Annotated in this window: 26 protein-coding genes and 2 pseudogenes; 19 read left to right on the top strand and 9 right to left on the bottom strand. The window is 59.8% G+C overall.

Features of this window, described 5'->3' with window-relative positions; all coding sequences use genetic code 11:
- Window positions 1-491 precede the first annotated feature (491 nt).
- Together ACX80Q_RS17465 and ACX80Q_RS17460 are read left to right on the top strand one after the other, a co-directional pair.
- Window positions 492-788 (top strand): hypothetical protein, encoded by a 297-nt coding sequence (locus tag ACX80Q_RS17465; protein ID WP_459331806.1) that lies wholly within the window; start codon window positions 492-494, stop codon window positions 786-788.
- A 55-nt stretch (window positions 789-843) separates the two neighbouring features.
- A complete protein-coding gene (locus ACX80Q_RS17460) occupies window positions 844-1,311 on the top strand; it encodes a Clp protease N-terminal domain-containing protein (RefSeq protein ID WP_459331805.1) in 468 nt (155 codons plus the stop codon).
- 878 nt (window positions 1,312-2,189) lie between these two features.
- On the opposite strand, the gene ACX80Q_RS17455 is transcribed toward ACX80Q_RS17460, so the two are convergent.
- Together ACX80Q_RS17455 and ACX80Q_RS17450 are read right to left on the bottom strand one after the other, a co-directional pair.
- The gene (locus ACX80Q_RS17455; protein WP_459331804.1) at window positions 2,190-2,414 is read right to left on the bottom strand and encodes a DDE-type integrase/transposase/recombinase; all 225 of its coding nucleotides are present in this window, start codon (window positions 2,412-2,414) and stop codon (window positions 2,190-2,192) included.
- A gap of 162 nt (window positions 2,415-2,576) precedes the next feature.
- On the bottom strand, window positions 2,577-2,972 hold the full coding sequence (locus ACX80Q_RS17450; protein WP_459331803.1) for a transposase: 396 nt from the start codon (window positions 2,970-2,972) through the stop codon (window positions 2,577-2,579).
- 60 nt (window positions 2,973-3,032) lie between these two features.
- On the opposite strand from ACX80Q_RS17450, the gene ACX80Q_RS17445 reads away from it, so the two are divergent.
- Window positions 3,033-3,233 carry a hypothetical protein gene (locus tag ACX80Q_RS17445; RefSeq protein WP_459331802.1) on the top strand — a complete coding sequence of 67 codons (201 nt, stop codon included), beginning with the start codon at window positions 3,033-3,035 and terminating at the stop codon, window positions 3,231-3,233.
- A 361-nt stretch (window positions 3,234-3,594) separates the two neighbouring features.
- A complete protein-coding gene (locus ACX80Q_RS17440) occupies window positions 3,595-4,170 on the top strand; it encodes a dihydrofolate reductase family protein (RefSeq protein ID WP_459331801.1) in 576 nt (191 codons plus the stop codon).
- Here ACX80Q_RS17440 and ACX80Q_RS17435 read toward each other — a convergent pair.
- Window positions 4,102-4,860 (bottom strand): helix-turn-helix domain-containing protein, encoded by a 759-nt coding sequence (locus tag ACX80Q_RS17435; RefSeq protein ID WP_459331800.1) that lies wholly within the window; start codon window positions 4,858-4,860, stop codon window positions 4,102-4,104. The genes ACX80Q_RS17440 and ACX80Q_RS17435 overlap by 69 nt on opposite strands.
- A 156-nt stretch (window positions 4,861-5,016) precedes the next feature.
- On the opposite strand from ACX80Q_RS17435, the gene ACX80Q_RS17430 reads away from it, so the two are divergent.
- From ACX80Q_RS17430 to ACX80Q_RS17405, 6 genes and pseudogenes are all read left to right on the top strand, one after another.
- On the top strand, window positions 5,017-6,231 hold the full coding sequence (locus ACX80Q_RS17430; protein ID WP_459331799.1) for an integrase catalytic domain-containing protein: 1,215 nt from the start codon (window positions 5,017-5,019) through the stop codon (window positions 6,229-6,231).
- A 57-nt stretch (window positions 6,232-6,288) separates the two neighbouring features.
- Window positions 6,289-7,406 (top strand): annotated as a pseudogene (locus tag ACX80Q_RS17425) (tyrosine-type recombinase/integrase).
- The gene (locus ACX80Q_RS17420) at window positions 7,403-8,338 is read left to right on the top strand and encodes a tyrosine-type recombinase/integrase (protein WP_459331798.1); all 936 of its coding nucleotides are present in this window, start codon (window positions 7,403-7,405) and stop codon (window positions 8,336-8,338) included. The pseudogene ACX80Q_RS17425 and the gene ACX80Q_RS17420 overlap by 4 nt, the downstream one beginning before the upstream one ends.
- The gene (locus ACX80Q_RS17415; protein WP_459331797.1) at window positions 8,335-9,327 is read left to right on the top strand and encodes a tyrosine-type recombinase/integrase; all 993 of its coding nucleotides are present in this window, start codon (window positions 8,335-8,337) and stop codon (window positions 9,325-9,327) included. Before ACX80Q_RS17420 ends, ACX80Q_RS17415 begins: the two co-directional genes overlap by 4 nt.
- 167 nt (window positions 9,328-9,494) lie before the next feature.
- Complete coding sequence (locus ACX80Q_RS17410; protein WP_459331807.1) at window positions 9,495-9,626, top strand: aldehyde dehydrogenase family protein; 132 nt, start codon at window positions 9,495-9,497, stop codon at window positions 9,624-9,626.
- 3 nt (window positions 9,627-9,629) lie between these two features.
- Window positions 9,630-9,779 carry a hypothetical protein gene (locus ACX80Q_RS17405; RefSeq protein WP_459331796.1) on the top strand — a complete coding sequence of 50 codons (150 nt, stop codon included), beginning with the start codon at window positions 9,630-9,632 and terminating at the stop codon, window positions 9,777-9,779.
- Window positions 9,780-9,815: 36 nt separating this feature from the next.
- Here ACX80Q_RS17405 and ACX80Q_RS17400 read toward each other — a convergent pair whose 3' ends face one another.
- Together ACX80Q_RS17400 and kynU are read right to left on the bottom strand one after the other, a co-directional pair.
- Window positions 9,816-11,237, bottom strand: a complete 1,422-nt coding sequence (locus tag ACX80Q_RS17400; RefSeq protein WP_459331795.1) for an amino acid permease — start codon at window positions 11,235-11,237, stop codon at window positions 9,816-9,818.
- Between the two features lie 98 nt (window positions 11,238-11,335).
- On the bottom strand, window positions 11,336-12,631 hold the full coding sequence (kynU, locus tag ACX80Q_RS17395; protein WP_459331794.1) for a kynureninase: 1,296 nt from the start codon (window positions 12,629-12,631) through the stop codon (window positions 11,336-11,338).
- A 140-nt stretch (window positions 12,632-12,771) separates the two neighbouring features.
- Between kynU and ACX80Q_RS17390 the strand changes: the two genes are divergently transcribed.
- From ACX80Q_RS17390 to ACX80Q_RS17370, 5 genes are all read left to right on the top strand, one after another.
- Window positions 12,772-13,236, top strand: a complete 465-nt coding sequence (locus ACX80Q_RS17390; RefSeq protein WP_459331793.1) for an Lrp/AsnC family transcriptional regulator — start codon at window positions 12,772-12,774, stop codon at window positions 13,234-13,236.
- Window positions 13,237-13,585: 349 nt separating this feature from the next.
- Entirely contained in the window at window positions 13,586-14,083 is a 498-nt protein-coding gene (uraD, locus tag ACX80Q_RS17385; protein WP_459331792.1) for a 2-oxo-4-hydroxy-4-carboxy-5-ureidoimidazoline decarboxylase, read from the top strand.
- Window positions 14,080-14,421 (top strand): hydroxyisourate hydrolase, encoded by a 342-nt coding sequence (gene uraH, locus ACX80Q_RS17380; RefSeq protein ID WP_459331791.1) that lies wholly within the window; start codon window positions 14,080-14,082, stop codon window positions 14,419-14,421. Before uraD ends, uraH begins: the two co-directional genes overlap by 4 nt.
- A 2-nt stretch (window positions 14,422-14,423) precedes the next feature.
- On the top strand, window positions 14,424-15,326 hold the full coding sequence (pucL, locus tag ACX80Q_RS17375; RefSeq protein WP_459331790.1) for a factor-independent urate hydroxylase: 903 nt from the start codon (window positions 14,424-14,426) through the stop codon (window positions 15,324-15,326).
- A gap of 77 nt (window positions 15,327-15,403) precedes the next feature.
- On the top strand, window positions 15,404-16,900 hold the full coding sequence (locus ACX80Q_RS17370; RefSeq protein ID WP_459331789.1) for a nucleobase:cation symporter-2 family protein: 1,497 nt from the start codon (window positions 15,404-15,406) through the stop codon (window positions 16,898-16,900).
- Between the two features lie 630 nt (window positions 16,901-17,530).
- Here ACX80Q_RS17370 and ACX80Q_RS17365 read toward each other — a convergent pair.
- Window positions 17,531-18,730 carry an FAD-dependent monooxygenase gene (locus ACX80Q_RS17365; RefSeq protein WP_459331788.1) on the bottom strand — a complete coding sequence of 400 codons (1,200 nt, stop codon included), beginning with the start codon at window positions 18,728-18,730 and terminating at the stop codon, window positions 17,531-17,533.
- Window positions 18,731-18,794: 64 nt separating this feature from the next.
- Here ACX80Q_RS17365 and ACX80Q_RS17360 point away from each other — a divergent pair, with 64 nt between their 5' ends.
- A complete protein-coding gene (locus ACX80Q_RS17360; RefSeq protein WP_459331787.1) occupies window positions 18,795-19,271 on the top strand; it encodes a MarR family winged helix-turn-helix transcriptional regulator in 477 nt (158 codons plus the stop codon).
- 284 nt (window positions 19,272-19,555) lie between these two features.
- Window positions 19,556-20,392, top strand: coding sequence for a PhzF family phenazine biosynthesis protein (locus tag ACX80Q_RS17355; RefSeq protein WP_459331786.1), 837 nt, complete (start codon window positions 19,556-19,558; stop codon window positions 20,390-20,392).
- Between the two features lie 137 nt (window positions 20,393-20,529).
- Here the strand turns inward: ACX80Q_RS17355 and ACX80Q_RS17350 are convergent.
- Window positions 20,530-20,743 (bottom strand): annotated as a pseudogene (locus ACX80Q_RS17350) (helix-turn-helix domain-containing protein); the annotation flags it as partial.
- 141 nt (window positions 20,744-20,884) lie between these two features.
- Between ACX80Q_RS17350 and ACX80Q_RS17345 the strand changes: the two are divergent.
- A complete protein-coding gene (locus ACX80Q_RS17345; RefSeq protein WP_459331785.1) occupies window positions 20,885-21,271 on the top strand; it encodes a RidA family protein in 387 nt (128 codons plus the stop codon).
- 45 nt (window positions 21,272-21,316) lie between these two features.
- On the opposite strand, the gene ACX80Q_RS17340 is transcribed toward ACX80Q_RS17345, so the two are convergent.
- Window positions 21,317-21,802, bottom strand: a complete 486-nt coding sequence (locus ACX80Q_RS17340; protein ID WP_459331784.1) for a VOC family protein — start codon at window positions 21,800-21,802, stop codon at window positions 21,317-21,319.
- On the opposite strand from ACX80Q_RS17340, the gene ACX80Q_RS17335 reads away from it, so the two are divergent.
- Window positions 21,723-22,196, top strand: a complete 474-nt coding sequence (locus ACX80Q_RS17335) for a MerR family transcriptional regulator (RefSeq protein WP_459331783.1) — start codon at window positions 21,723-21,725, stop codon at window positions 22,194-22,196. The genes ACX80Q_RS17340 and ACX80Q_RS17335 overlap by 80 nt on opposite strands.
- Window positions 22,197-22,613: 417 nt before the next feature.
- Here the strand turns inward: ACX80Q_RS17335 and ACX80Q_RS17330 are convergent, their stop codons facing one another.
- Complete coding sequence (locus ACX80Q_RS17330; RefSeq protein ID WP_459331782.1) at window positions 22,614-22,994, bottom strand: response regulator; 381 nt, start codon at window positions 22,992-22,994, stop codon at window positions 22,614-22,616.
- Window positions 22,995-23,173 lie beyond the last annotated feature (179 nt).

Below are 23,173 nucleotides of genomic sequence, written 5' to 3'. Positions count from 1 at the left end.
CGGGTTGCGAGACAGCCATTGACGGGGACTGTCAGGTGCAGGTTTTGTCTCCAAAGGAAATGACGGTCTGCCTCGCAGAGGCCTCACCTTGTACTTGCACGTTGAGCGGAATGCATGCAGACGTTTGGTTTCTGAGGGCGAATCCGCCGACCCACCAGGAGCCAGCTTCATGCTGGGAAGCGGGACAGCTCGTGTATGTCACAGATAAGTAGCCGGCCGGTGGCCCGGATTCCGTGACGATGCTAGCCCAGCTTATTGCTTCCGGGGCGATGGATACCGTGACCGTTACGTCCGGTGAGACGTGGGTCCCGATCTTGGCAAAAGTAATTCCGTCCACCGGGGCCGTTAGTGCTTGAGGGCACCCATTGAGCAATCCTGGATACACCAGTGGCCCAAGGGCCAGGTCATCTGCTTGGACTGGGAGGGCTTCTTCAACTGGACGTGACAACTTGCAGCCAACCGTTGCACTCTCTTCTGGGAGGGCAGCTACTGTGTCGGCCGACGACGAGGGCTGGCTGGTCGATGCGGGCGTGGTCGGGGTCGATTGCGGGATGGTGCAGCCTGCCAATGCGATCAGCAGGCCTGTCAGCGCAAGTACTCTGGAGCGTGACAAGGCTGTCTTCATGACTCGAACTTTCAGGTCGGTTCCCGCATCGGCCGGGTACAAGGTCGATGGCCACATAGTAGTCACCGTAGCCGAAGCAGCCATTCGTCACCAGAACGAGTGGCCGAGTTTCCCGCAGGGGAACCGTCAGCGGGAACGCCTGGCACGGCCGCAGCTCGACTAGCGGCCGCGTCAGGACATCCTCCTCCGGGGAGGCGCGCCCGTGGTGCCGGCGCGCCGTGAAGACTACGCTTTGGGGCATGAGCGGTTCGAGGATGTTTGGGAACTACACCGACGGTGCCCGGCGGGCGGTGGTCCTGGCTCAGGAAGAGTCAAGGGCAATGATGCATGACTCGTACATCGGTCCCGAGCATCTACTATTGGGGCTTTTGCACGCATATCCGGACGCGGTGCAGACGGCGCTGGGCGTCTGGCCGGATGAAGTGCGTGATGCGATAATGAGTTTCGCCTCCCCTGGTCCGCAAGACACCTCAGAATCGTTGCCGTTCACCCGCAAGTCTCTGGAGGCCCTCAAGGCGGCGCAGCGCACCGCGCGGGAGCTTCATTCCGATCACGTCGGGATCAAGCACCTATTGTTCGGGGTGCTGAGTGTCCATAGCGACCGCCTAGATCGTGCGCTGGTAGATGCGGGTGTGGATCGAGACAATGCGCAAACGCGGGTAATGGCGGCGCTTACGCAAGGGTGACCGGTTGCTCCGAGCTGGGCAACAGGCAGCGATCGCCCGCCGTCCTATCCTCGCAAGCACCCGCAAGGGGTCCGTCCGGATAGGCATTTCGGAGTGGCCCGCAAGCCGGTCCTTCATCTGAGCGTGGGCATCCAACTTCGGAAACTTTCCAAACAGCGCGGTTCCGCAGGCGTCAGATTCCCGTATACCCTGCCCGAGTAAAAGCCTGGTGACGCGGGGGCTAAACGCTACACTCCGCACGATTGATCCCCTTAGCGTGAATTCCCGTATGGATCATCCTCAGACCCCGTAGACTCCTATTTACCGAGTCCAACTTTCGGGGTGCAGTTCACAAGGCGGTTGGTCACTTCTCAGAAAAGAGAATACACGCACGATCTGACGCTCATCAGACCCCAGTCGCATGGCCATGGCCAGGCAGCCCACAGGTGCGGCCCCTCGACGCACAACACCAGCAAACCCCAGCCCGCGCTCTCTGAGGTGTGTCAAGGATACTGGACCGTTGGTTGGTTTTTTGGTTAGGCAGCAGCGGGTAGTTGCTGGTTTTCGGTGGTGAAGTTGGCCTTCGCTGTTACCGGCGGTAGTCCGATGTTTGGGGTGTGAGGTCTCCACCGGTTGTAGAAGACTTCGATGTAGAGCCTGGCGCCTTGGCGGGTGTCGAAGCTGTAGTGGTGGTAGAACTCGTTTATCAGGGACGAGAAGACTGACTCGGCTACGGTATTATCCCAACATTAACCGGTTTCTCCCATGGACTGGTGGACGCTATTCCCGGTGCACCAGGTCCCGAATTTACGGGAGGTATATTGCGTTCCGTGATCGCTGTGCAAAATTGCTCCGGCCCGCAGGTGCCCGCTGTCTCTGGCCATGGTCAGCGCGCTGACTCACAACGATGCGTGCATATGGTCGGCCATGGCCCAGCCAACGGTCATGCGGGTACACAAGTCAATGACGGTGGCCAGGTACAGCCAGCCCTCACTGGTACGTAGATACGTATTATCGCCCACCAGGCGGGTACCAGGTGCGGCAGCGGTGAAGTGACGGCCGATCAGATCCTTGAATACCTTCTGCGGATCTGAGGGGGTGGAGGTGCGTTTGAAAGTACGCATCCGCCTGGCTACCCATCCGTTCCCAGAGACACTTCAACGCCGGCCGTGGAGAGTTTCGCATGCACCATGCGGTGGCCAAAGATCCCGTCAGAAGATTCAAAGACGGTCTTCACCTGACCCGTCAGCTCCCGATGACGGGTAGTTGTGGGCGTTTCTATGGCTTCACGCCAGCGGTAGTACGAGGACCGTGGCACACAGAGTTGCCGGCACATCCACGCGGTCTTTTCTCCGGCGTTCTCCTGCTGCTGAACGAAGCGGTAGATGCCATCTACCGTTGTTCTTTGGCGAAGAACGCTGAAACTTTTTTAGCAATTCTTTCTCCCGTTCCACTTCACGCAGCCGGGCCTTCATGGACTTGTACTTCGCGGCATCCTCCGGGCCCTCCGGTTTCTGGCCGGCACCTCCTTTGTCCTCGTGGGAGAGCTTGACCCAGTGTTTGAGTGCTGTCAGGGAGCTGCCGAGCTCGGCAGCCACAAGAGCTAATGGGCGGCCCGAGGAATCAGCTAACGCAACAGCGTCGGCCTTGAACTCATCAGAGTAGGTTGGTCGAGAAGACATGGGAACAATTCTTTCAGGAACGTCTCATATCAGTAGTACACCTCAGTCAACTTCCTCAGCATGTTCACGATCGACTCGAACGTCTTCGCTGCCGTGACCCTGGTCATCGGTGCAGTGATCTTGTTCCGGTTCAAGGGCGATGACTCGCACTGCTTTGCCGTGCTGCGAACGTGTGAAGTTGCGTATATGACCGTCACCTGGCTTGTCTACAATCTGCTCCTTCGTAGCGTTGAACTTCCCCAAGGTCGCACCTTGGAGTAGGCAAATGAGCTTCTCCACCTCATCGGTCCATCGATTCTCCTGCTCGACTGGGTTTTCGCCCCCGGCCAGTCTTATTGATTTTGAAACCGCTGGCCATGTTGGTCCCCTTCTTTGGCTGACGCTGCACTGATCATTCTCCCAGGGCCGTGCGTGAAATTTCCGAACTTTCCCCGCAGATGAGTTGGAGCACTAGAAGCTACGGATTTGGGGTCCCTCGTCTCCAACCGAGCCTCGGGCTGAGTGTCGTTTTCGTCCAAGACAGCGCCAGTGTTCCGTTTGTATGGTGGACGTACTGCCGAGGAATCGATCCGGGCAGATATCGGAATCGACGAATGGTCGATGGTGAAGGGGATAGATCGTTATGACGCGGGAATTGGTGTGGACGGGGTTCATGTCGGTGGATGGTGTGGTGGATTCTCCGGGTGGCAAGATTGAGGGGCACCGTAGCGGCGGGTGGGTGATGAACACGGAGTTCGTCGCGGAGGCGTACTCGCTGAAGGACGAGGAACTGGAGGAAACGACAGCGGTCATGTTCGGGCGGCGTAGTTATGACGCGTTCGCCCCGTTTTGGCCCGGGTCCGAGGACCACGCTGCCTACCATGACCTGCCGAAGTATGTCGTATCGACCACCCTCACCAAGGACGATCTCGTTGACGGCTGGGGGCCGATCGAGATCCTGCGTACCGTCGACGACATCGCGGCGTTGAAGGAGACCGAGGGCGGTGCCATCTTCATCCATGGAAGCGCGGAACTGGTGCGGACGCTCTCGGATGCCGGCTTCATCGACCGGTATAACCTCCTGGTGTTCCCCGTGATTCTGGGCGCGGGGAAGAGTCTGTTCAGTGGTTCGGATCGGGATCAGCAGAAGCTAGTTCTGCGGGAGTACGATACCTACTCCAACGGGGTCGTGAAGGTCGTCTACGACGTCGTGCACTGAGATGCTGAGGGCGAGCAGGCCGCTCATGCCCCCACGAAGCTGCCCGGCAGTGCGTCCAACGTAGCGGCGGAGTGCTCGCGCGAGGTGCGGTTCGTCGAAGAACCCGAGGACTGAGACGACATCGGCGACCGTGGCACCGGACGCGAGTTGTTCGGCCGCTGTGCGAGCGCGTTCGATTTGTCCCACGGCGCCGCGGCTCAGCCCTGTTGCGGCTCGGAACCGTCGTTCGATGGTCCGGTCCGTCGTCGACACGGGGCGACCGCTCAACACGGCAGTGACCGTTGGGTCGCGCACCACCACACCGTAACGGACCAGACGATCAACCAATGCTTCCGCATCGTCGGATCCCGGCGTCTCCCAGCGGTGCCCATCGAGCCAGAACCGTCGTCGTGTCGTTTCGGGGAGATCGATTCCTGAGTTCACCAGCATCGAAGTGGGTGTCATCCTGAGGGACGTGCCGACAGCGAATTGGATGCCTCGGAAGACCGCGTCCTCGGGAACCGGTGCGGTGGTCGTTTGGGTCTCGGGCCCAGTGGCAGCCGCATACGCGCGGCCCTGCTGCTCCCAGAACACCAAACCCCATGTCTCCGTCGCGACCGCCGTCATCTCGGTAGTCGCTGCGCTGCGGCAGGTCCAGACCGAAGAAACCCAAGGCGAATCCGACGAACGCGACCGAATCTCCAGCACCATTTCCGCCACGATACCATAACTCGCTCGCGCGTCACCAGAGTCCGACGAGACTCATCTAAAGTGCTCGCGAAATGGGGTGCGTGCCTCATTTGGGAAATGCTCGCGAAATCTCTGGCGCAGGTTCGGGTGCTTTGCTGTGCTGGAGGGATGTATGGGTTGTCGTTGTCTGCGCGCAGGGAAACAACGAAGAAGGATGCTGGCGCGTATGTGTCGGCGTCGAAGAAGGCCAAGGGCGAGATCCTGGACCGGCTGGTGGTCGAGGTTGGCTGGTCCAGGGCGAATGCCCGCCGCCAACTCGGCCGGGCCTTCAAGAGGGGCCGGCCGGCCGGTGCGGTGGCACGCAAGCCGAGACCGCCGACGTACGGCTATGACACGGTGAGGGTGCTCCAGCAGGTCTGGGTCGTGGCGGGGCAGCCGTGCGGGAAGTACTTGGCAGCGGTCATGGAGACCACGCTGGCCAACATGGAAGCCCACATCCTCACGGGCTCCTTTGGCAGAGCCCGTGCCCGCTACAGCCCGGCCGTGCATGCCCAGTTGCTGGCGACGAGTGCGGCCACGATCGACCGGCTGCTGGCACCGTTCAAACAATCCATGTATCCGGACGGGAAGTCAACGACCCGGTCGCGGCGGAACCAGTACACCGAAGCGATCCCGATCATGTCCCGCATCCCGGACATTGACTGGCAGCCGGGCCTGGTCGCGATCGATACCGTGGCACATTGCGGCAATAACGCCAAGGGCCAGTACGCGTTCACACTCACTGTCACGGGTGTCTTCACCGGGTGGACGATCAACCGGGCCATCAAGAACAAAGCCTCACGATGGGTGGTTGGGGACATGGATGAAATCCAGAAAGAATTCCCGTACTCCATCGACCATGCACATACCGACAATGGCTCTGAATTCCTCAACGATCCCGTCACGAAGTGGTGCGATGCCCATAACATTCGCATGACCAGGTCCCGGCCGCACCACTCGAACAACAACCCGTTCGTGGAACAGAAAAACGGTGCCGTCGTGCGCCGTTCAGCGTTCAATTACCGCTACGACACCGACACTGAACTGGTCCTTCTCAACGAGCTCTGGCTGCTGGTGAACCTGCGCAAGAACCTGTTCCAGTCCACAAAGAAAGTCACCGGGTACCAGCTGAGCCGGCGAGGGAAGTCAGTGCGCAGCTACGACGATCCACGCACCCCGGCCAAGCGAATCAAGGACACCGGGATCATGCTCGAACCCCAACGCCACCACATGGATGAGCTCTACGCCAGTCTGGATCTCGCCGGCCTGACGAACAGGATCAACGAGATCCAGCAACGACTCATCCGGCTGGCCGCCGCCAAGACCTACTCCCAATCACCCCACGCAGCCTGAGACTTTCGCGAGCACAATAGATGAGGCACGCAGGAATCATTTCGCGAGCATCTTGACATGAGGCACCACGACCAGTTGCATCTGGTGGCTCACCTGAGCCGTTGGCTTGAAGCCGAACAAATACGCCTCGCCGATCTGACAGCGGTCCAAATCGACGATTTCCTGACGGAACGCAAAGCGACCCACACCGTTTTGTTCACCCGCCGCGCCCTTCGGACGTTGCTGGGCTGGTTGGCAGCGTCGGGAGCGATCACCGTGGAAGCCGCTGTTCCGCCTCCGCCCTCGCAGGACCCGACTGTGCTGGTCCTGTTTGAGCAGTACCTTTTGAGTGAGCGGCTCATCGGGGTTCCGACCGCGTTGGATTACACGGTTCGGGTGCGCCGTTTTTTGAATACATATTGCCCTGACGGTGGGATTGCCGGCTTGAGTGGTTCAGATGTCACCCGGGCGTTGCTGGAGGAGGGCGTGGGGCGAGCTCCGGCGTCGGTGAAGAAGTTGGGCTATGCGCTGCGGGCATTCTTCCGGTTCTGCTACGTCACCGGAGCGCTCGATCATGACCTGACCGGCGCAACACTGGTGATACGAGAACCACTGCCCTCGCTGCTTCCTATCGGTGCCAGCCCAGCCCAGATCGAAACACTGCTGCAGTCCTGTGAGCGACATTCGGTGGCAGGGCGCCGCGAGTATGCAGTAGTCCTGCTGCTGACACGGCTCGGTTTGCGAGCGGGAGAAGTCGCCGGGATGCGCTTGGAGGATATCGACTGGAGCCACGGCGAGGTCCTCATTCGCGGCAAGGGCACGAAACACAAATGCCTTCCGTTGCCGACGGAGGTGGGTGCGGCGGTGGTCGATTACCTGATGCACGCCCGCCCGGCCGATGCTAGCCTGTGCGAAGTGTTTTGCACGATCAGGGCTCCGCGACGGCGGCTATCATCTCCAGGGGTTTGGCTGATCGTGACCCGCGCGTGCACCGCGCGAAATTGGATCGATTCGGACCCCAACAGCTGCGCCACGGACTGGCCGAGGCAATGGTCGCCGCCGAAGTGCCGTTGGCCGCGATTGGTCAAGTGCTGCGCCATGCCGATCCTGCGACAACGGCAAATTACGCCCGTGTGGATGTGGCGAGGTTGCGAGAACTCGCCCAACCCTGGCCGGACGGAGGTGAACTGTCATGACCTGGGAGGAGAACGTCGCTGACTATCTGCGCCTGCGCCGCCAACTCGGCGCGAGCCTTGCCTGGCCTGAACACCTGCTGCACCAATTCGCCAGCCACCTCACGGCCGCGGGCATCGAGGCCATGACCGTGGCAGAGGCAATCACGTGGAGCAGCCTGCTGCCCGCGGGGGTGTCAACTGCGCCAGCGACCCGAGCAGCGACCCGGATGACCACACTCCGGCGCTTCGCCACATACATGCACGCCCTTGACCCGGTCCACGAGGTCCCTCCCCGCGGGATCTTTGCCGGCCCCGTGCATCGTCAAGCTCCGTATATTTGTAGTTCCGATGAAATCACGGCGGTGATCCGTGCCGCTGCCACTCTGGCGGGCGGGAATCGGGCCCAAACTTACCCGGTGCTGTTCGCCCTACTGGCCGCCACCGGGTTATGCATCGGGGAAGCCCTCGCGCTGGACCGGGACATGGCAGATTTGCAGGCCGGAGTGCTGCTCATCAGCCGGGGTAAGGGGCATGACCCACGCCTGGTCCCGCTCCATTCGACCGCTACCGCCGCCCTCGAACGCTATGCGCACTGGCGTAACGACCAGCACCACGACCGGAGGTCGGCATTCTTCACCGACCCGGACGGGGACAGGTTGAAATACATGACGGTTCGCGATGCCTGGGTGCAAGCTTCCACCGCCGCGGGACTACGCACCGCGTTGCAGCAGCCACGGATGCACGACCTCCGGCACACCTTCGCGGTCAACACGCTGCTTGGCTGGTACCGCGACGGCGCTGATGTTGCCGCGAAGATGCCGGCCCTATCGATCTATCTGGGCCATTCCGACCCCGCAAATACCTACTGGTACTTGAGTGCGGTGCCGGAATTGCTCGCCTACGCCGCAGCCCGGCTCGATACTGCGACCACCCGGGAGCAGGTGGACTCATGAGCAGTCTTGCCCCGCTGCTGCAAGCGTTCTTCACCGACCGGCTCCTCACCCAGCGTCGGGCCAGCGCCAACACGATCGCTTCCTACCGGGACACGTTCACGCTGCTTCTCGGCTACGCCTGTGCTCAGAAAAGCACAACGCCCTCAGCCTTGGAGATCAGCGACCTTGACGCGGACACCATCACCGGCTTCCTCCATCATCTGGAAACGGTCCGCGGCAACAGTGCCCGCACCCGGAACGCCCGCCTAGCCGCTATCCACTCACTGTTCGGCTACGCCGCGCTGAGCCACCACGAGCATGCTGACGTGATCCAACGAGTTCTGGCGATCCCGTCCGCACGAATGCAACGCAACATCGTCACCTGGCTGGAAGTTGCCGAAGCCGACGCACTGCTGGGCGCCTGCAACCAAGACACCCGCACCGGCCGCCGCGATCACGCGATGTTCACCCTGGCGATTCAGACCGGGCTGCGGATCAGCGAGATCATCGGCCTCACGATCGCCGACATCCACACCGGAACCGGTCCACACGTCCACTGCCTGGGCAAAGGCCGCAAAGAACGCCGCACCCCGCTGCTACCGGCGACCGTCTCGGTCCTGAACCGATGGATCAGTGAACATGGCGGTGATTCCAATTCCCCGCTATTCACCACCAGCACGGGGCGCCCGCTCAGCCGAGACGCGATAGAGCACCGCATCCACAACGCCACCGCCGTTGCCACCATTCCCTGCCCGTCGCTGGCCGACAAACGTATAACCATGCACACACTGCGGCACACCGCGGCCATGCGGCTATTGCACGCCGGCGTCGATGTCACCGTCATCGCCCTCTGGCTCGGCCACGAACAGATCGCCACGACGAACATCTACCTCCACGCCGACATGACCCTGAAAGAGGCCGCTATCGCGAAAGTCTCCCCTCCCGGAGTCCCGGCAACTGGACGTTATCAGCCCACAGACACCGTCCTGGCCTTCCTCGCAGCGCTATGACTATGCCGATCTTTTTACCCCGGCCACCGCATGAAACCTGGCCTCGCAGACCAACATCGGCATAATCACAATGTCGGCATAACACCTGTGGAAGCGGAAGCTAATTACTAGTCAAATCTACCCGTCATCAAAATGATGGAACGGGTCTAACAAACCCTCCATCACACCTGGGCCTTGTCAACACCGTTTACGGGTTGGAGGCATCGGTGTGGACCAGCAACCTGCACCGGCCCCTGCGAGCAACCCGGGAAATCAACTCTGGCTGCGTGTGGGTCAAGGACCCCGCAGCGATAGTCTAGGAGATGCCCCATCGCGGTTTTAAGCAGTCCTGTTTCGGCAAGGACGTGTCAGGTTACTCCTTTGAGGACTCCACCCAGGTCAAACACGTCATATTTGACCTCATCGGGCAAGTGGAAAAGGACTGGCACCGCACCATCTTCACGCTTCGCTGACGCGTCGGGCCGCACCCCTTCATTGAGGGGGTACGGTCAGTGCAGGAGTTCACTCGGCTCGGCAACGTTTGCAATTTCGGTGACAGGCATGCTCCTCCGGCGCTTCTTCATCACGAAGTAGACGGCAATGACGAGCAGGACAAATGGGATACCAAAGATCAGTGTCATCGAGAAGGCGTCAATAAAGAGTGTGGTGATCAGCAGGGCCACCATCATCACTGCGCCTATAACAGATGCCAGCGGGTAGAACCGCAGCTTGTAGGACAGGACAGTCCCGTCGCGCTTGGTGGCCCGGCGGAATGCCAGATGAGTTACAAAGATCATGAACCACGTGGCCATTGCGCCGAACATGGACAGTGCCATCATGAATGTGAAGCCATCCACCGGATTCAATACGTAGACGCACGTTGCCACTGCAATACCCCCGGTGCAGAGCAACAGCGCGTTGACCGGGGCACCATTTTTGCGCAGCTTGCCCAGAATGGCCGGCGCCTGGCCGGCCCTTGCCAAGCTGAACATCATGCGGGTGGAGATGTAGAGCTGGGAGTTCATTGCCGACAAGGCGGCAATGATCACCACAATGTTGATCAAGGAGTCAGCGAACGGAATCCCGATAACCTGCATAACGGTGACAAAGGGACTATCACCGGCCAGGATCTTGCTGACGGGCGCGATCGCCAAGATCAGGGCGAGCGTAAGAATGTAGAACAGGAAAAGCCGGAAGACCGTCACTTTGAAGGCCTTCTTCACCGACGCTCCTGGGTCCTTCGCCTCGCCTGCGGCGACGGCAATCATTTCGATCGACAAGTAGCTAAAGATCGCCACGACGACTGCAAACCACATGCCGCTAATCCCGTTCGGGAAGAACCCGCCCTCGGCCGTGTAGTTGTGCACACCATAGGCTTCGTTCTTCGTGCCAAAGACGAGAATCGCGGCAACAAGGATGAACGCGAGGATCGCGAAGACCTTGATCGTGGAGAACCAATACTCGAGAGTGCCGAAGGCCTTGACGTTGAACATGTTCACGCCAATCAGCACGGCCGAGAACAGCAAGATCCAAAGGACGGGCGGCACGGTGGGGAACCACAGCTTCATATAGTCGCCGATTGCCGTGACCTCGGTGCCGACGGCCAGCACAATGCAGGACCAGTACAAGTATTTCGTCAAAAATCCGGCCAGCGGGGAAATGTAGTGCTCGGCAAAGGCGCCGAAGGATCCTGTTGTGCTGTGCGCAACAGTCATCTCGGCCAGCGCACCCATCAGCGCGACGGCAATGAGGCCACCAATCACGTAGCTGAGCAGGACGCTGGGTCCGGCAAAGGAGATGGCGAACTTGCTACCCAGGAACAGGCCGGTGCCAATGGCGCCACCGAGGGCGATCATGGTCAGTTGGGGGCTGGTTAGTTCGCGTCTAAGCCCTTTTTCGCGTTCTTTAATCTGGTCAAAGGTATCTGACATCGTTGTCTCCTTGAAGGGGGCATCGAAGCTGCCGGGCATGGCGTTTCGAGCGGGCATACGGGGAAATGAAAACGCTGACGACGGTGGGCCGCGGGTGCTTAGGTGACGGCGTTGCGTTGCCGGAATTCCGGGGCATCCCAGGCATGGGTGTCCAGGATGTCGCGCAGGATTTCAACGGCATCCCAGATATCTGCATGGCTGAGGTATAGCGGGGTGATGCCAAAGCGCAACACCTCAGGCTCGCGGTAGTCGCCGATGACGCCGCGGGCGATCAGTGCGCTCATGACAGCGTAGCCGTCCGGGTGGCGGAAGCTCACGTGACTGCCCCTGATGGTGTGGTCGCGCGGGGTAATCAGTTCCAGCGGATGGTCGGCGCAGCGCTGCTCGACGAGAGTGATGAACAAGTCGGTCAGCTCAAGGGATTTGCTACGCAAAGCGTCAGCGTCGACCTCAAGCATGATGTCCAGGCCAGTTTCCACCATGGCCATGGCCGTGATCGGCTGGGTGCCGCAGAGAAACCGGTTGATGTCCTTCGCCGGCGTATAGGCGTGAGACATGGCGAAGGGATTGGCGTGGGACCACCAGCCCGCTAGTGGCTGCCAGAAACGGTCCTGATGGCGGGCATGGACCCAAATGAAGGCCGGAGATCCTGGCCCGCCATTGAGGTACTTATAGGTACAACCTACGGCATAGTCGGCGTCGGCCCCGACCAGGTCGACGGTGACGGCACCGGCCGCATGCGCCAGATCCCAGATCGCCAAAGCTCCCACCTCGTGGGCTTGGAATGTCACCTCGGCCATGTCCCACATGGCTCCGGTCCTGTAGTTGACGTGTGAGAGCGCAATCACGGCCGTCGACTCATCGAGGGCCTCACTGAGGGGCAGTTCGTCATCGATCAGGCGCACCTCATAGCGAATACCTGACTCCTGAGCCATGGAGTTCAAGAAGTCAGTAATTCCCTCGGCAATGTAGACGTCGGAGGGGAAATTGTCGCGTTCAGTGACAATGACACGCTTCTCGGGGTGGTCCACCTGCTGAATACGGATCGCCGAGGCAAGAGCCTTGAACAAGTTCAGGCTTGTCGTATCTGTCACCACAGTCTCGCCTTTTCCGCCACCCATCAACTGAGCCAGCTTGTCCCCCAGCCGGCCAGGGAGATCGAACCAGCCAGCGGTATTCCAACTGCGAATCAGCCCGACTCCCCATTCCTTGGTGACGACGTCCTGGACGCGCTCCAAGGCCCCCACCGGACGCGGACCCAGGGAATTGCCGTCGAGGTAGATAACTCCCTCGGGCAGAATGAACCGCTCACGGAATCGGGCCAAGGAATCGGTCGCATCGGCGGAGACACAGTCCTGACGTTCGGTACGGGTTGCTGTGTTATGGGTGGACATCTTTACTCCTGGTGGACTTCGCCAGCACTGGCAATAGCTTGTGGTTTACCTCACAAGATAGAATAATCAACAACTAGTAACAAGACAAACTGAACAATCAATCAAAACTGGTGATATATTCAATGCTTAATTCACAATTCGTGCGTGATCACCGGAGTCAACTGAACCCGATTCGGTTGGACGAGGCAGACTTGATCATCCTGCGTGAACTCTCCGCAGATGCCCGCACACCCAACAACACGCTGGCAAGCCGCACCAATCTCGCACCTTCTACGTGCTTGAACAGGGTCAAGGCGTTGCGTGAGGCAGGCATCATTCGCGGCTTCCATGCGGATATCAATCTGAGCAGTCTTGGCCTTGACGTCGGAGCGATGATCAGCATCAACGTCCATGCCCTCGCCCGAAAAAACATGCTTGACCTTGCCCGCACACTGCGCGATCTACCGGAGACTCTGAACGTCTTTGTACTAGGTGGCGACCATGACCTGCTCCTCCATGTGGCCTGCGCCAGCACGGCACATCTGCGCGATTTTGTTGCCCTCAACCTGGGCAGCAACCGGGCATTTGTCAGCACACAAACAACCCTGATCTTTGAGCAGCTCTAGCTCGATTCGGACGCGAGCTGGCCGCCGTCGCCCGGCGGCCAGCAGCACACCGTGAGTTGCCCTCGTCTCCGCGGCAACCAGCACGTCGGCTTCGAAGGTACCCCCGTTACCTATTGGGGATCTCATGGGTGAATGCCGCGCTATATCCCGTGAGTATCCGGCGCTCTTGCAGCAGGCGATGAATTACGTCTTGACAAGTCAAACGTGATCGGGAACACTTTTACACATACTGAAATAACAGTTCCACGATACGAAACATAGACAAAAGGTCGGCTGCGTCTCCGGATCAGCCGTTTCGTATAGCCGACGCCGTGGATGCCAGTACTTGAGTTTCAAGGACAGTAAACTCTTGTTACTGAAACAATTTAACGAAGCCGACAGGGAAGCCCTTGTCGCAACGCTTCGTCCCTGTATTGATAACCAGCGGTGGATTGATGAAATCATCGCAGCCCGTCCCTATTCGACCCTGAGCCAGCTGTTTAGTGGCGCGTGGGCAGCTGCCGTTCCTTTTACTCCCACGGATATTGCTATCGCCGTGGCGCACCATCCACGCATTGGTGAGAGGGCAGCCGGGGACAGTACCGAGGCAGCGCTTTCGCGGCGCGAGCAGTCCGGTGTTGACTCCTCTGACCCGGAACTTGCCATGTCACTGGCTGATGGGAACCGGGCGTACGAGGAAAAGTTTGGCCAGGTGTTCCTTATCAGGGCCGCCGGCCGGGCACCTCAGGACATCCTCGCGGCACTGAACCGGCGCTTGGCTAATACACCGAACCAGGAAGCCCCCATAGTCGCCCAGCAGCTGCGCGAGATTGCGTTGCTGCGTCTCAAGGGCGTGGTCAGCGCATGAGCGTTTCCCACGTCACCACGCACATCCTGGACACCGCTTCGGGCCAACCTGCGGATCATGTTGCGGTGGAGCTTTTCGCCGCCGACGGCACCGCGTGGGCACATATTGCTGCCGGTGTGACCGATGAGCAAGGCCGGGTCCATGCACTGGGTCCTGAGGCGCTGGTGCCGGGTAACTACCAGCTGCGTTTTGGTACCGGCGCCTACTTTGCCCGGTCCTCGACCGAGACCTTCTTTCCCGAGGTCGTCTTGACCTTCACCATTGCAGCCGGCGAGGACCACTACCACGTCCCCTTGCTGCTGAGCCCCTTCTCCTACTCCACCTATCGAGGCAACTAATCATGAGTGAAAACAGCAACATCATCCTGGGAGCCAACCAGTACGGCAAGGCCGAGGTGCGCCTGGTAAAGGTCACCCGCGACACGGACCGCCACGAGATTGAGGACCTCAACGTCACCTCCCAGCTCCGTGGTGACTTTGCCGACGCTCACCTCAGGGGCGATAACGCACATGTGGTGGCCACCGACACCCAGAAGAACACCGTCTATGCGTTGGCCCGCGAAGGTGTGGGCTCGCCGGAGGCGTTCCTGCTCCGTCTGGGTGACCACTTCACGTCCGGCTTCGACTGGGTGACCGGGGGCCGCTGGGAAGCCGAATCCTACTCCTGGGACCGGATCCAGGCTAACGGCCTCGGCCATGACCACTCGTTCGTGCGCAATGGCCAGGAGGTCCGCACCGCGGTGCTGGTGGTCGACGGTGAGAACAAGCACCTCATTGCAGGGCTTAAGGACCTGACCGTTCTCAAGACCACACAGTCAGGGTTTGTTGGCTACCCGAGGGATAAATACACCACCTTGGCCGAAACAACCGACCGGATCCTGGCCACCGATGTATCGGCCCGGTGGCGGTTCAACACCACCGAGGTTGATTTCAACAAGTCCTACGGCGACGTCAAGGCACTGCTCCTGGAGGGATTCACCGAGGGCTACTCCCACGCCCTGCAGCAGACGCTGTTCGAGATGGGCAAGAAGGTCCTGCTCGCACACCCGGAGATCGATGAAATCAAGTTCTCCATGCCCAACAAGCACCACTTCCTGGTGGATTTGTCTCCGTTCGGCCTCGACAACCCCAACGAGGTCTTCTTTGCCGCGGACCGTCCTTACGGCCTAATCGAGGCCACCGTCCTTCGCGAGGATGCCAGCGGCGCCGGCAACGCCTGGGACAGTATCGCCGGCTTCTGCTAACCACGATGTCATCGCACCACCCAGCAGTACCGGGCCCGTCGCCGTCGGCGCGCCCCAGGACAAGGAGGTCCTCAAAAATGCCTAAAACAACCCGCACCGCCACAGGTGCCGTCACCGTGAATGTGGCACGCCCGGAAGACGAGCGTCTCGGGATCGGCGCCAGCTTCGCCTATGGTTTCCAGCATGTCCTGACTATGTACGGCGGAATCATCGCCGTCCCTCTCATTGTTGGCCAAGCGGCCGGCATGAATACCCAGGACATCGGCATTCTCATCACCGCAGCGTTGTTTATGGGCGGCCTCGCCACCTTGCTGCAGACCATCGGCGTGCCGTTCTTCGGCTCGAAGCTGCCACTGGTCCAGGGCGTGTCCTTCGCCTCCGTGGCCACGATGGTAGCGATCGTCAACGGCGGCGGCGGCATCCAATCCGTCTTCGGCGCCGTCATTGTCTCGGCCGCCGTCGGCCTGCTGATTGCCCCAGTGTTTTCCAAGATCGTCAAGTTCTTCCCACCGGTGGTCACGGGCACCGTCATCACTGTCATTGGTCTGACGCTGATGCCGGTGGCCGCCAACTGGGCGATGGGCGGTAACAGCAAGGCTCCCGGCTATGGCAGCATCTCCAACATCCTGCTGGCTTTCGGCACCTTGGCTGTTGTGCTGCTGCTGAGCAAGCTCGGAAACGCCACCATCTCCCGCCTGTCCATCCTGCTGGCCATGGTCATCGGCACCCTCGTGGCCGTCTTCATCGGCAAGGCCGACTTCTCCAAGATCGGCAATGGTGCCATCTTCGCCTTTCCCACCCCCTTCCATCTGGGTCTGCCGACGTTTCAGATCGCCGGCATCATCTCCATGGTGATCGTGGTCCTTGTAATCTTGACCGAAACGACGGCAGACATCCTGGCCGTGGGGGAGATTGTCGGAACGAAGGTTGATTCCAAGCGCATCGCCGCCGGCCTGCGCGCCGACATGGCCTCCAGCATGGTCTCCCCCGTCTTTGGCTCGTTCACCCAAAGCGCGTTTGCCCAAAACGTCGGTCTCGTCGCAGTGACAGGCATCAAGAGCCGCTTCGTCGTCGCCGCCGGCGGCGTCATCCTGGTCCTCCTGGGCCTATTGCCGGTCTTGGGCCGTGTGGTGGCAGCCGTGCCGATGTCAGTGCTCGGCGGTGCCGGGCTGGTGCTGTTCGCCACCGTTACCGCCAGTGGCATCCGTACCTTGGGCCAGGTGGAGTACAAAAACAACATGAACCTGATCATCGTGGCCACCTCGATCGCTTTCGGCATGATCCCGATCGCCGCGCCCGCGTTCTACAACCAATTCCCAGACTGGTTCATCACCATCTTCCACTCGGGCATCAGTTCGGCGGCCATCATGGCCATTCTGCTGAACCTGCTCTTCAACCACTTGAAGCGCGGCAATCCGGAAAACCCATCGGTTTTTGCCGCCGGCACCGACCGGCAAGTCGACATGTCAGTCCTCGCATCCCTAAAAGATGGTGATCGCTGTGAAGACGGCAAGCTGGTCGACGCCAATGGAAAAGAAATTCGTGTTGTGAACAATCCATCCGCGACACACTAGAGTCAGAAGGGGAAAGACTGTTTCTAGGTGTGGGGCGGCTCCCGGCGACCGTAGACACTCCGCTAGGCGCGCATTACCGGCTCTTCGTAATTATGCATGGTTGGCGGGTTTGGTCCGATACGGGCGGTGTCCGCCAACCATGACGATCGGCCCCGAAACCGGGTTGGTTTCGGGTCGTGATCGATTAGATATTGATCGCTGATTTGGATGCTCCACGGAAGCAGCGCCACACGGTCCACGGATTTTTGACCGCCTGGTTGATGAGCATCAGGCTGTGATCTCGTATTCAACGGTACGCCAGTACGTGAAGGCCCGTCGGGCACAGATTGTCTTCGAGGCAGGGAAAGTCCATTTAGGAGTTTTCATTCCCCAGGAGCATGCTCCTGGTGCTGAGGCAGAAGTCTATTTCGGTGATGTCTGGGTGGATCTGGCCGGTGTTGGGACCCGGTGTTACATGTTCGCGGAACAGTCGAAGGTCAACGGTCGCAACGATGCAGTTCAGGGCGGATGTATCCGGTGGAGGACCCGCATTCGGACGCCGATCACTGGAGCGCAGCTCGGTGCATCCAACAGCCCGATTGCGCACGTGCCCGACCGGAGCAGACCAGCTCGGCAGGTGCAGGCGATCGATCATGGTGAGTGGGTGCTCGTCCGCCACTCGATCGTGTGGTTGTAGAGGTAGTCGTTGCGGGTGTCGGCGGCGGCTTTGCGTAGGAACATCGGCATCATCGCGTCCCGAATCGTGATGCCGAGACGGCTCTTCGTCACCCGCTTTCGCTTGTTGATTGATCGGGCGTACCTCACAATCTCTTCAGCTCGCGGCTGGCGCAGCCGCTGGTACTCGGTGAAGGCAGTCGTGTGGTCGGGCAGATCGCGCAGACACTTCGCGAGGGTGATGGCGTCTTCCAGCGCGAGGGATGCCCCCTGCCCTGCACTTGGGCTCGTGGCGTGTACTGCGTCGCCTATCGCAACAACCCGACCACGACTCCAGTGCGGAACGTGCGTCAGGTCGTAGATCGGATACCCCGCCAAATCACTTTCGGTGCGCGCGAGGATCTGCGGAACCGGGTAGGGATCATCGGAGTGCAGGTTACGGAGTTCTGCGAGCCATGCCGCACTGGGAATATCTCGCAGCGAACCGCGTGCTGGCTCTGGGTGGGTGATGTTCGCGAACCAATACGCGGTGCCATCCTCGCGCACCAAATAGCCGAAGAACGAGCGTGCACCAAAAACCATGTGCTGGGTGTCCGGGGTATATTTCAATCCGGGAACATGGGCGAAGCCGCCGAGACCGACGAGGCCGCTGTACTCCGGGGCCGGGGCCGCAAAATCAATCCACCTGCGGGTGAGAGACCCGACGCCGTCAGCACCGATCAGAATGTCCCCCACAGCAACGCGACCGTCCGAGAACGTCGCGCGTACCCCATCCGGTGCCTCTTCGATCTTCGTGAGGCGCGCTCCGAAGGTGATCGGGATACCCGTCGCAACCGCCGCATCGCATAGCACCTGATGCAACCGGATGCGCTTCACGACAACACTGCCCCGTTCGGGGTCCCCCGCTGGGCCATTCGGGACCGTGCCGAGCTCTCTGCCGGTGCTGCTCCACATCACCATGTGCGGTGCGCGGTGACCGTCGGACACCACCTGGTCGCGCAGCGTGAGGTGCTCAAGAACGGCGAGACCGTTTGTTGCCACGTTGAGAAAGAGACCACTGTACGAGTCCGGTGCCGCGTTGGCCTCGAAGATCTCCGACTCCCAACCGGCTCGCTGCAGAAACTGGGCGACAGCCGGTCCGGCAACGCCGCTTCCGATGATGAGTGCGCGGGACATTTGGTATCCTCGAAGTGGCGAGACTCTCCATCCGAGAGTCTCTCGTAATTAGAGAGAATAATCGATGAGCGAGAAGACGTCAACACGCACCGCCGCGATCGCACGCAATGCGGAAGCCATGCGTGAGTTCATGGCGCGCGCTGTGATCTTCCAGGATGCGGTCGCCAGGTTCGGCGGCATCAACAGCACCGACATGCAGACAGTCAGCATCCTGATCAGCCAAGGCCCAGCCACCCCCGGCGAGCTCGCCGAGCGCACCGGGCTCACCGCCGGCGGAGCCATCACGGCCGTCGTCGACCGGCTTGAGCGGGCAGGCTATGTCTCCCGCGAACGCGACTCCAACGACCGCCGACGAGTGATAGTGACCGCAAACCTGGGGACGGTGATGGCTCGTGTTGGACCCATATATGCTCGCGTGGGTGACCGTTGGGCCGACTATCTCGACACCCTCACCGACAATCAGATCGACTTCGCCAACGAGCTTTTCGAGCGCGCGTCCGCCGTAAATGCCCAGGAAATGGATCTGCTGCGCCAAGCCTAGAAGCCGGGGTTCCCGTCCGTGGGCACTGGGTGGGTTCAGCAGGGGGTGCGGATCGCACCGGGGTCACCAGGGTCATGGCCGAGCACGCCTAGCTCCCTAAATGGGGTGGCTTGTGAAAAAGTGAAATATCCGACGCTAGGGTTTTGCCGAGTGTCGTAGCCGTCCGTAGCTGCCGTGTTATCGCTGTTCTGCGCGTCAGGGCAAGGGTGAATTTCTTTAGTGCCCCAGGTTGGCCAGTTTTATGGGACCACGGCGCGGCGGATGGATCCTGTTACAGTGGCGCCATGAAAACGCGCCGATACAGTGAAGTTGATGTCTTCGCCCATGAGGCATATCGAGGCAATGCGTTGGCTGTCGTTCATGACGCTGACGGCTTGAGCGCCGAAGACATGCAGCGGTTCGCCAACTGGACCAATCTGTCGGAGACGACGTTTCTCCTAACCCCAAGCAGTCCACAGGCCGACTACCGAGTGAGGATCTTCTCCGCTAAGGAAGAACTGCCTTTTGCTGGCCATCCAACGCTTGGATCCGCCAAGGCGTGGCTGGATGGAGGTGGATCAACAAGACCCGGCGGGATGGTCATACAGGAATGTGCGGCAGGGCTGATCCCGGTCCGTGTAGCGGATGGTGAAATAGCATTTGAGGCGCCACCTCTAACTCGCTACGGCCCAGTTGAAGAGTCACTCGTGCGCCGAATAGCAACGATCTTAGGGATCTCCCGGGACAAAATTATTGATGTGTCGTGGCTGGTTAATGGTCCCAAGTGGATTGGTGTCCGGCTTTCCTCGGCACGGGAAGTTTTGGGCCTGCACCCCGACCCGGGAAAAGCCGGCGATCTTGAAATCGGAGTTGTAGGCCCGCACGAGTCCAAGGGGGAAACCCAGTTCGAAGTGCGTGCCTTCGTCGGAGGAGACCCCGTGTGGGAAGATGCCGTGACAGGTAGCCTCAACGCGGGCCTTGCGCGATGGATGATCGACACAGCTTTGGCGACCCCACCTTACACGGCAGCCCAGGGAACAGTCCTGGGACGCCAGGGTCGAGTGCAGATAAGTCTCCACAATGGGAAAATCTGGGTTGGTGGACATGTCACGAGCTGCATTGAGGGAACCGTCCGTCTCTAACCGGCCAAACCCCGGGCCTGAACGGGAACGATCGTCTGCGATACGGCGTGGTCAAAGCTGTCAATACCTTGATAATCAGGCCATTCGGTGGAACTTGGGGTCCGGGGAGGATCGGTACGGAAATTCACGCTAAGGAATTATGAGGGGTCGCCTGCACGTTTGATGGCGCGGTAGACGGTGGAGCGGGCTACGCCGAAGAGTTCGGCAATTTCAACTGTCGTGTGTTCCCGCCCGGTGAACAGAAACCAAATGTGCTTCCTGTGCTTTGGAAAGCTTGGGCTGCTTTCCGCGCAGCTTGCCCTTTGCTTTGGCGACAGCCATCCCCTCACGAGTTCGTGCCCGGATCAGGTCCGGCTTACACGGGAAAGACCTGGACGGTGCTTACGAATCTCGATGCCAATCGACACACAGGATTGTTTCCTGATGCCCCGATGTAGTGTTGGGCTATTCTTTACATCCTCATATTCTTGTTGAAAGTAGAACGAAATATTCATGGCGAAGCACCATTTCAGTCCGAACCTTCACCAGTCCACGGCCCCGTTTTCACATTTCGTACAGCACGGTGACACTGGGTACACCGCCGGAATCATCGGCCAGCGTACGGATGACGGGATGCTCGTTTCGGACGAAGTCGCAGAACAGTGCGAGGCCATGATGGAGAACCTGGGGACGCTGCTGGGCGAGCTTGAATTGAACATGTCGAATCTCCTGCGCACCACGATCTACTTGACGGACTACAAGGATTTTGAAGCCATCAACGCCGTCTATGCCAAGCATCTGGAAGCGCCGTACCCGGTTCGGACAACGATCCAGGCAGCGGCGCTTCCACTCAGCGCAAAGGTGCAGATCGACACTGTTCTTCGGCTTCAGAACGCATAGTTCCGCCTCACTGCTCAAGCACATGTGGAGGGATGCTCCCCGAACTCAGTCGAATCCGGTGCGATACCTGCTTGCTGCGGTTCCAAAACCTTCGCGGCCGGTGCGCGTTGCAGTGTCCTCCAATTCCTCGAACACGGTGATCTGTAGCCCGGCGGGGGCTTCGATCCGTGGGTTCAGAGATCGCCAAGGCGTCTCGCGTGGTTCGGCAATAACAGTTGCCCCTGCCTCAGCAAGTTTGGTAGTGACGCCGAACCCGTCGGTGACCTCAAAGGCAAGCCGGATGCCAGGGCCTTGCCGTGAGCCGGTCTCGACCTGATCGATCATCCGTTTCTGGGCCGGGTTTGAGATTTCCAGGGTGGCTCGTCCAGCATCCAGAATCGAAACCCTCGCGTCGCCCTCTCCCTCAAACGCGGCTTGTTCGGGCAGGCCCAGAGTGTCCCGGTAGAAGGCTATGGCGGCGTCGAAATCCTCGGCCGCGACGATGACGCGAAGTTGCAGGACAGGGATGGTTTCAGGCTGGTTGGTAGTCATGATCATTAGAGTAGGACCTGACACCAATGTGAGGGGCAAGCGACCAATGAGAATTGGCAAATTATCTGAGTCCACCGGCACCAGTCCGCGGTCTCTTCGCTATTACGAAGAACAACATCTTCTCGTTTCCACACGGTCCAGTAGCGGCCAACGCATATACAAACACGACGCAGTGGAGCGCGTCGCACTGATCTGCAGCTTGTTCCAGGCCGGTCTCTGCAGCTCGACCATTGCGGACATACTGCCGTGCATGGCCGATCCCGCGTCACAAACTCCACTCCTCCGCGAACGATTGGTCAGTGAACGTGCCAGGATCTCAGCACAAATGGAGGCCATGGAGCAGACACTGAAAGCCATGGATGCTGTACTCGGCAACCTACCCCTCGACGCCTAATCTAAGGACCCAGAAGTCGCATCCTGTCAACGGCGAAGTGTCCCGGTCAAGGTTCCGCTGCGGGATGCCAACGATGTGTAGCACCAAACTCATAATGTTGATTTCGGCGCCTCCCTCCGTTGCCTGGCTTGCTGGATAAGAGACCAAATTAGAGCTAAGCAGCCTAAGCAAGGACAAGGTGAGGGATGGGCTCCGTGCACCAGTGGGGTGTTAAGATTGCAATGAAGTGAAGAGCGCGGAACTCAGGTCATTCAACCACTTTGAATACTTCAACACCTTGGTGCCGCCCTCTTCGCTTCACCTGTTCGTCGCGATGGCAGCGCCTCCACGCATGGATTTTCCGGCGGATTAGGCCACCACAGATGGCCACAATATTCCACCCGATCAGCCCTGCTCAGAGCCCTTGGGGCCCGATACTTAACACGCGGTTCGATTCACCGGACATAGCTGGTCAGCGGTTTCCCGTAACTGTTGGGGCCGAAATGGTTTAGTCAGATACGCGGCCGCCCCTGAGGCCATGCCAGCCATCTCATCATCGGGCCCGGCACGGCCAGTCAGGAACAGCAGCGGGACTTTGGATACCTCCCGGATCTGGCGTGCGACTTCGTGCCCATTCATGTCAGGCAACCCGATATCCAGAGTCACCAGCACAGGATCCAGACTTCCTGCAGCTACAACACCTTCCGTACCCGAAGCGACAGCATGGACTTCGAACCCCGCTCGGCTCAAAATAGCGCTGATCAAATCTCGAATATCCCAGTCATCTTCGATAACTAGGCAAACTCCTCGCGAACTCATGGCATCCCCCTGGCCCAGTCAGCCCAAGTCTAAGCCCGTTCCCTGCCATTGCCTGCCAACCAGGGTCTGAGGGGAGTGATACAAAAAATTCAGACCAAGGATTCATCAGCTGTCCCCGGCTCCGCATGCAGCCAGTGCTTCCCCGAGCCCAGAACGTGCCCGGGTCACACCAGAGAGGC

Source organism: Arthrobacter sp. HLT1-20 (assembly GCF_054510895.1).
The sequence above is the reverse complement of the archived record's forward strand: the minus strand, read 5'-3'. Positions and strand labels throughout refer to the sequence as shown.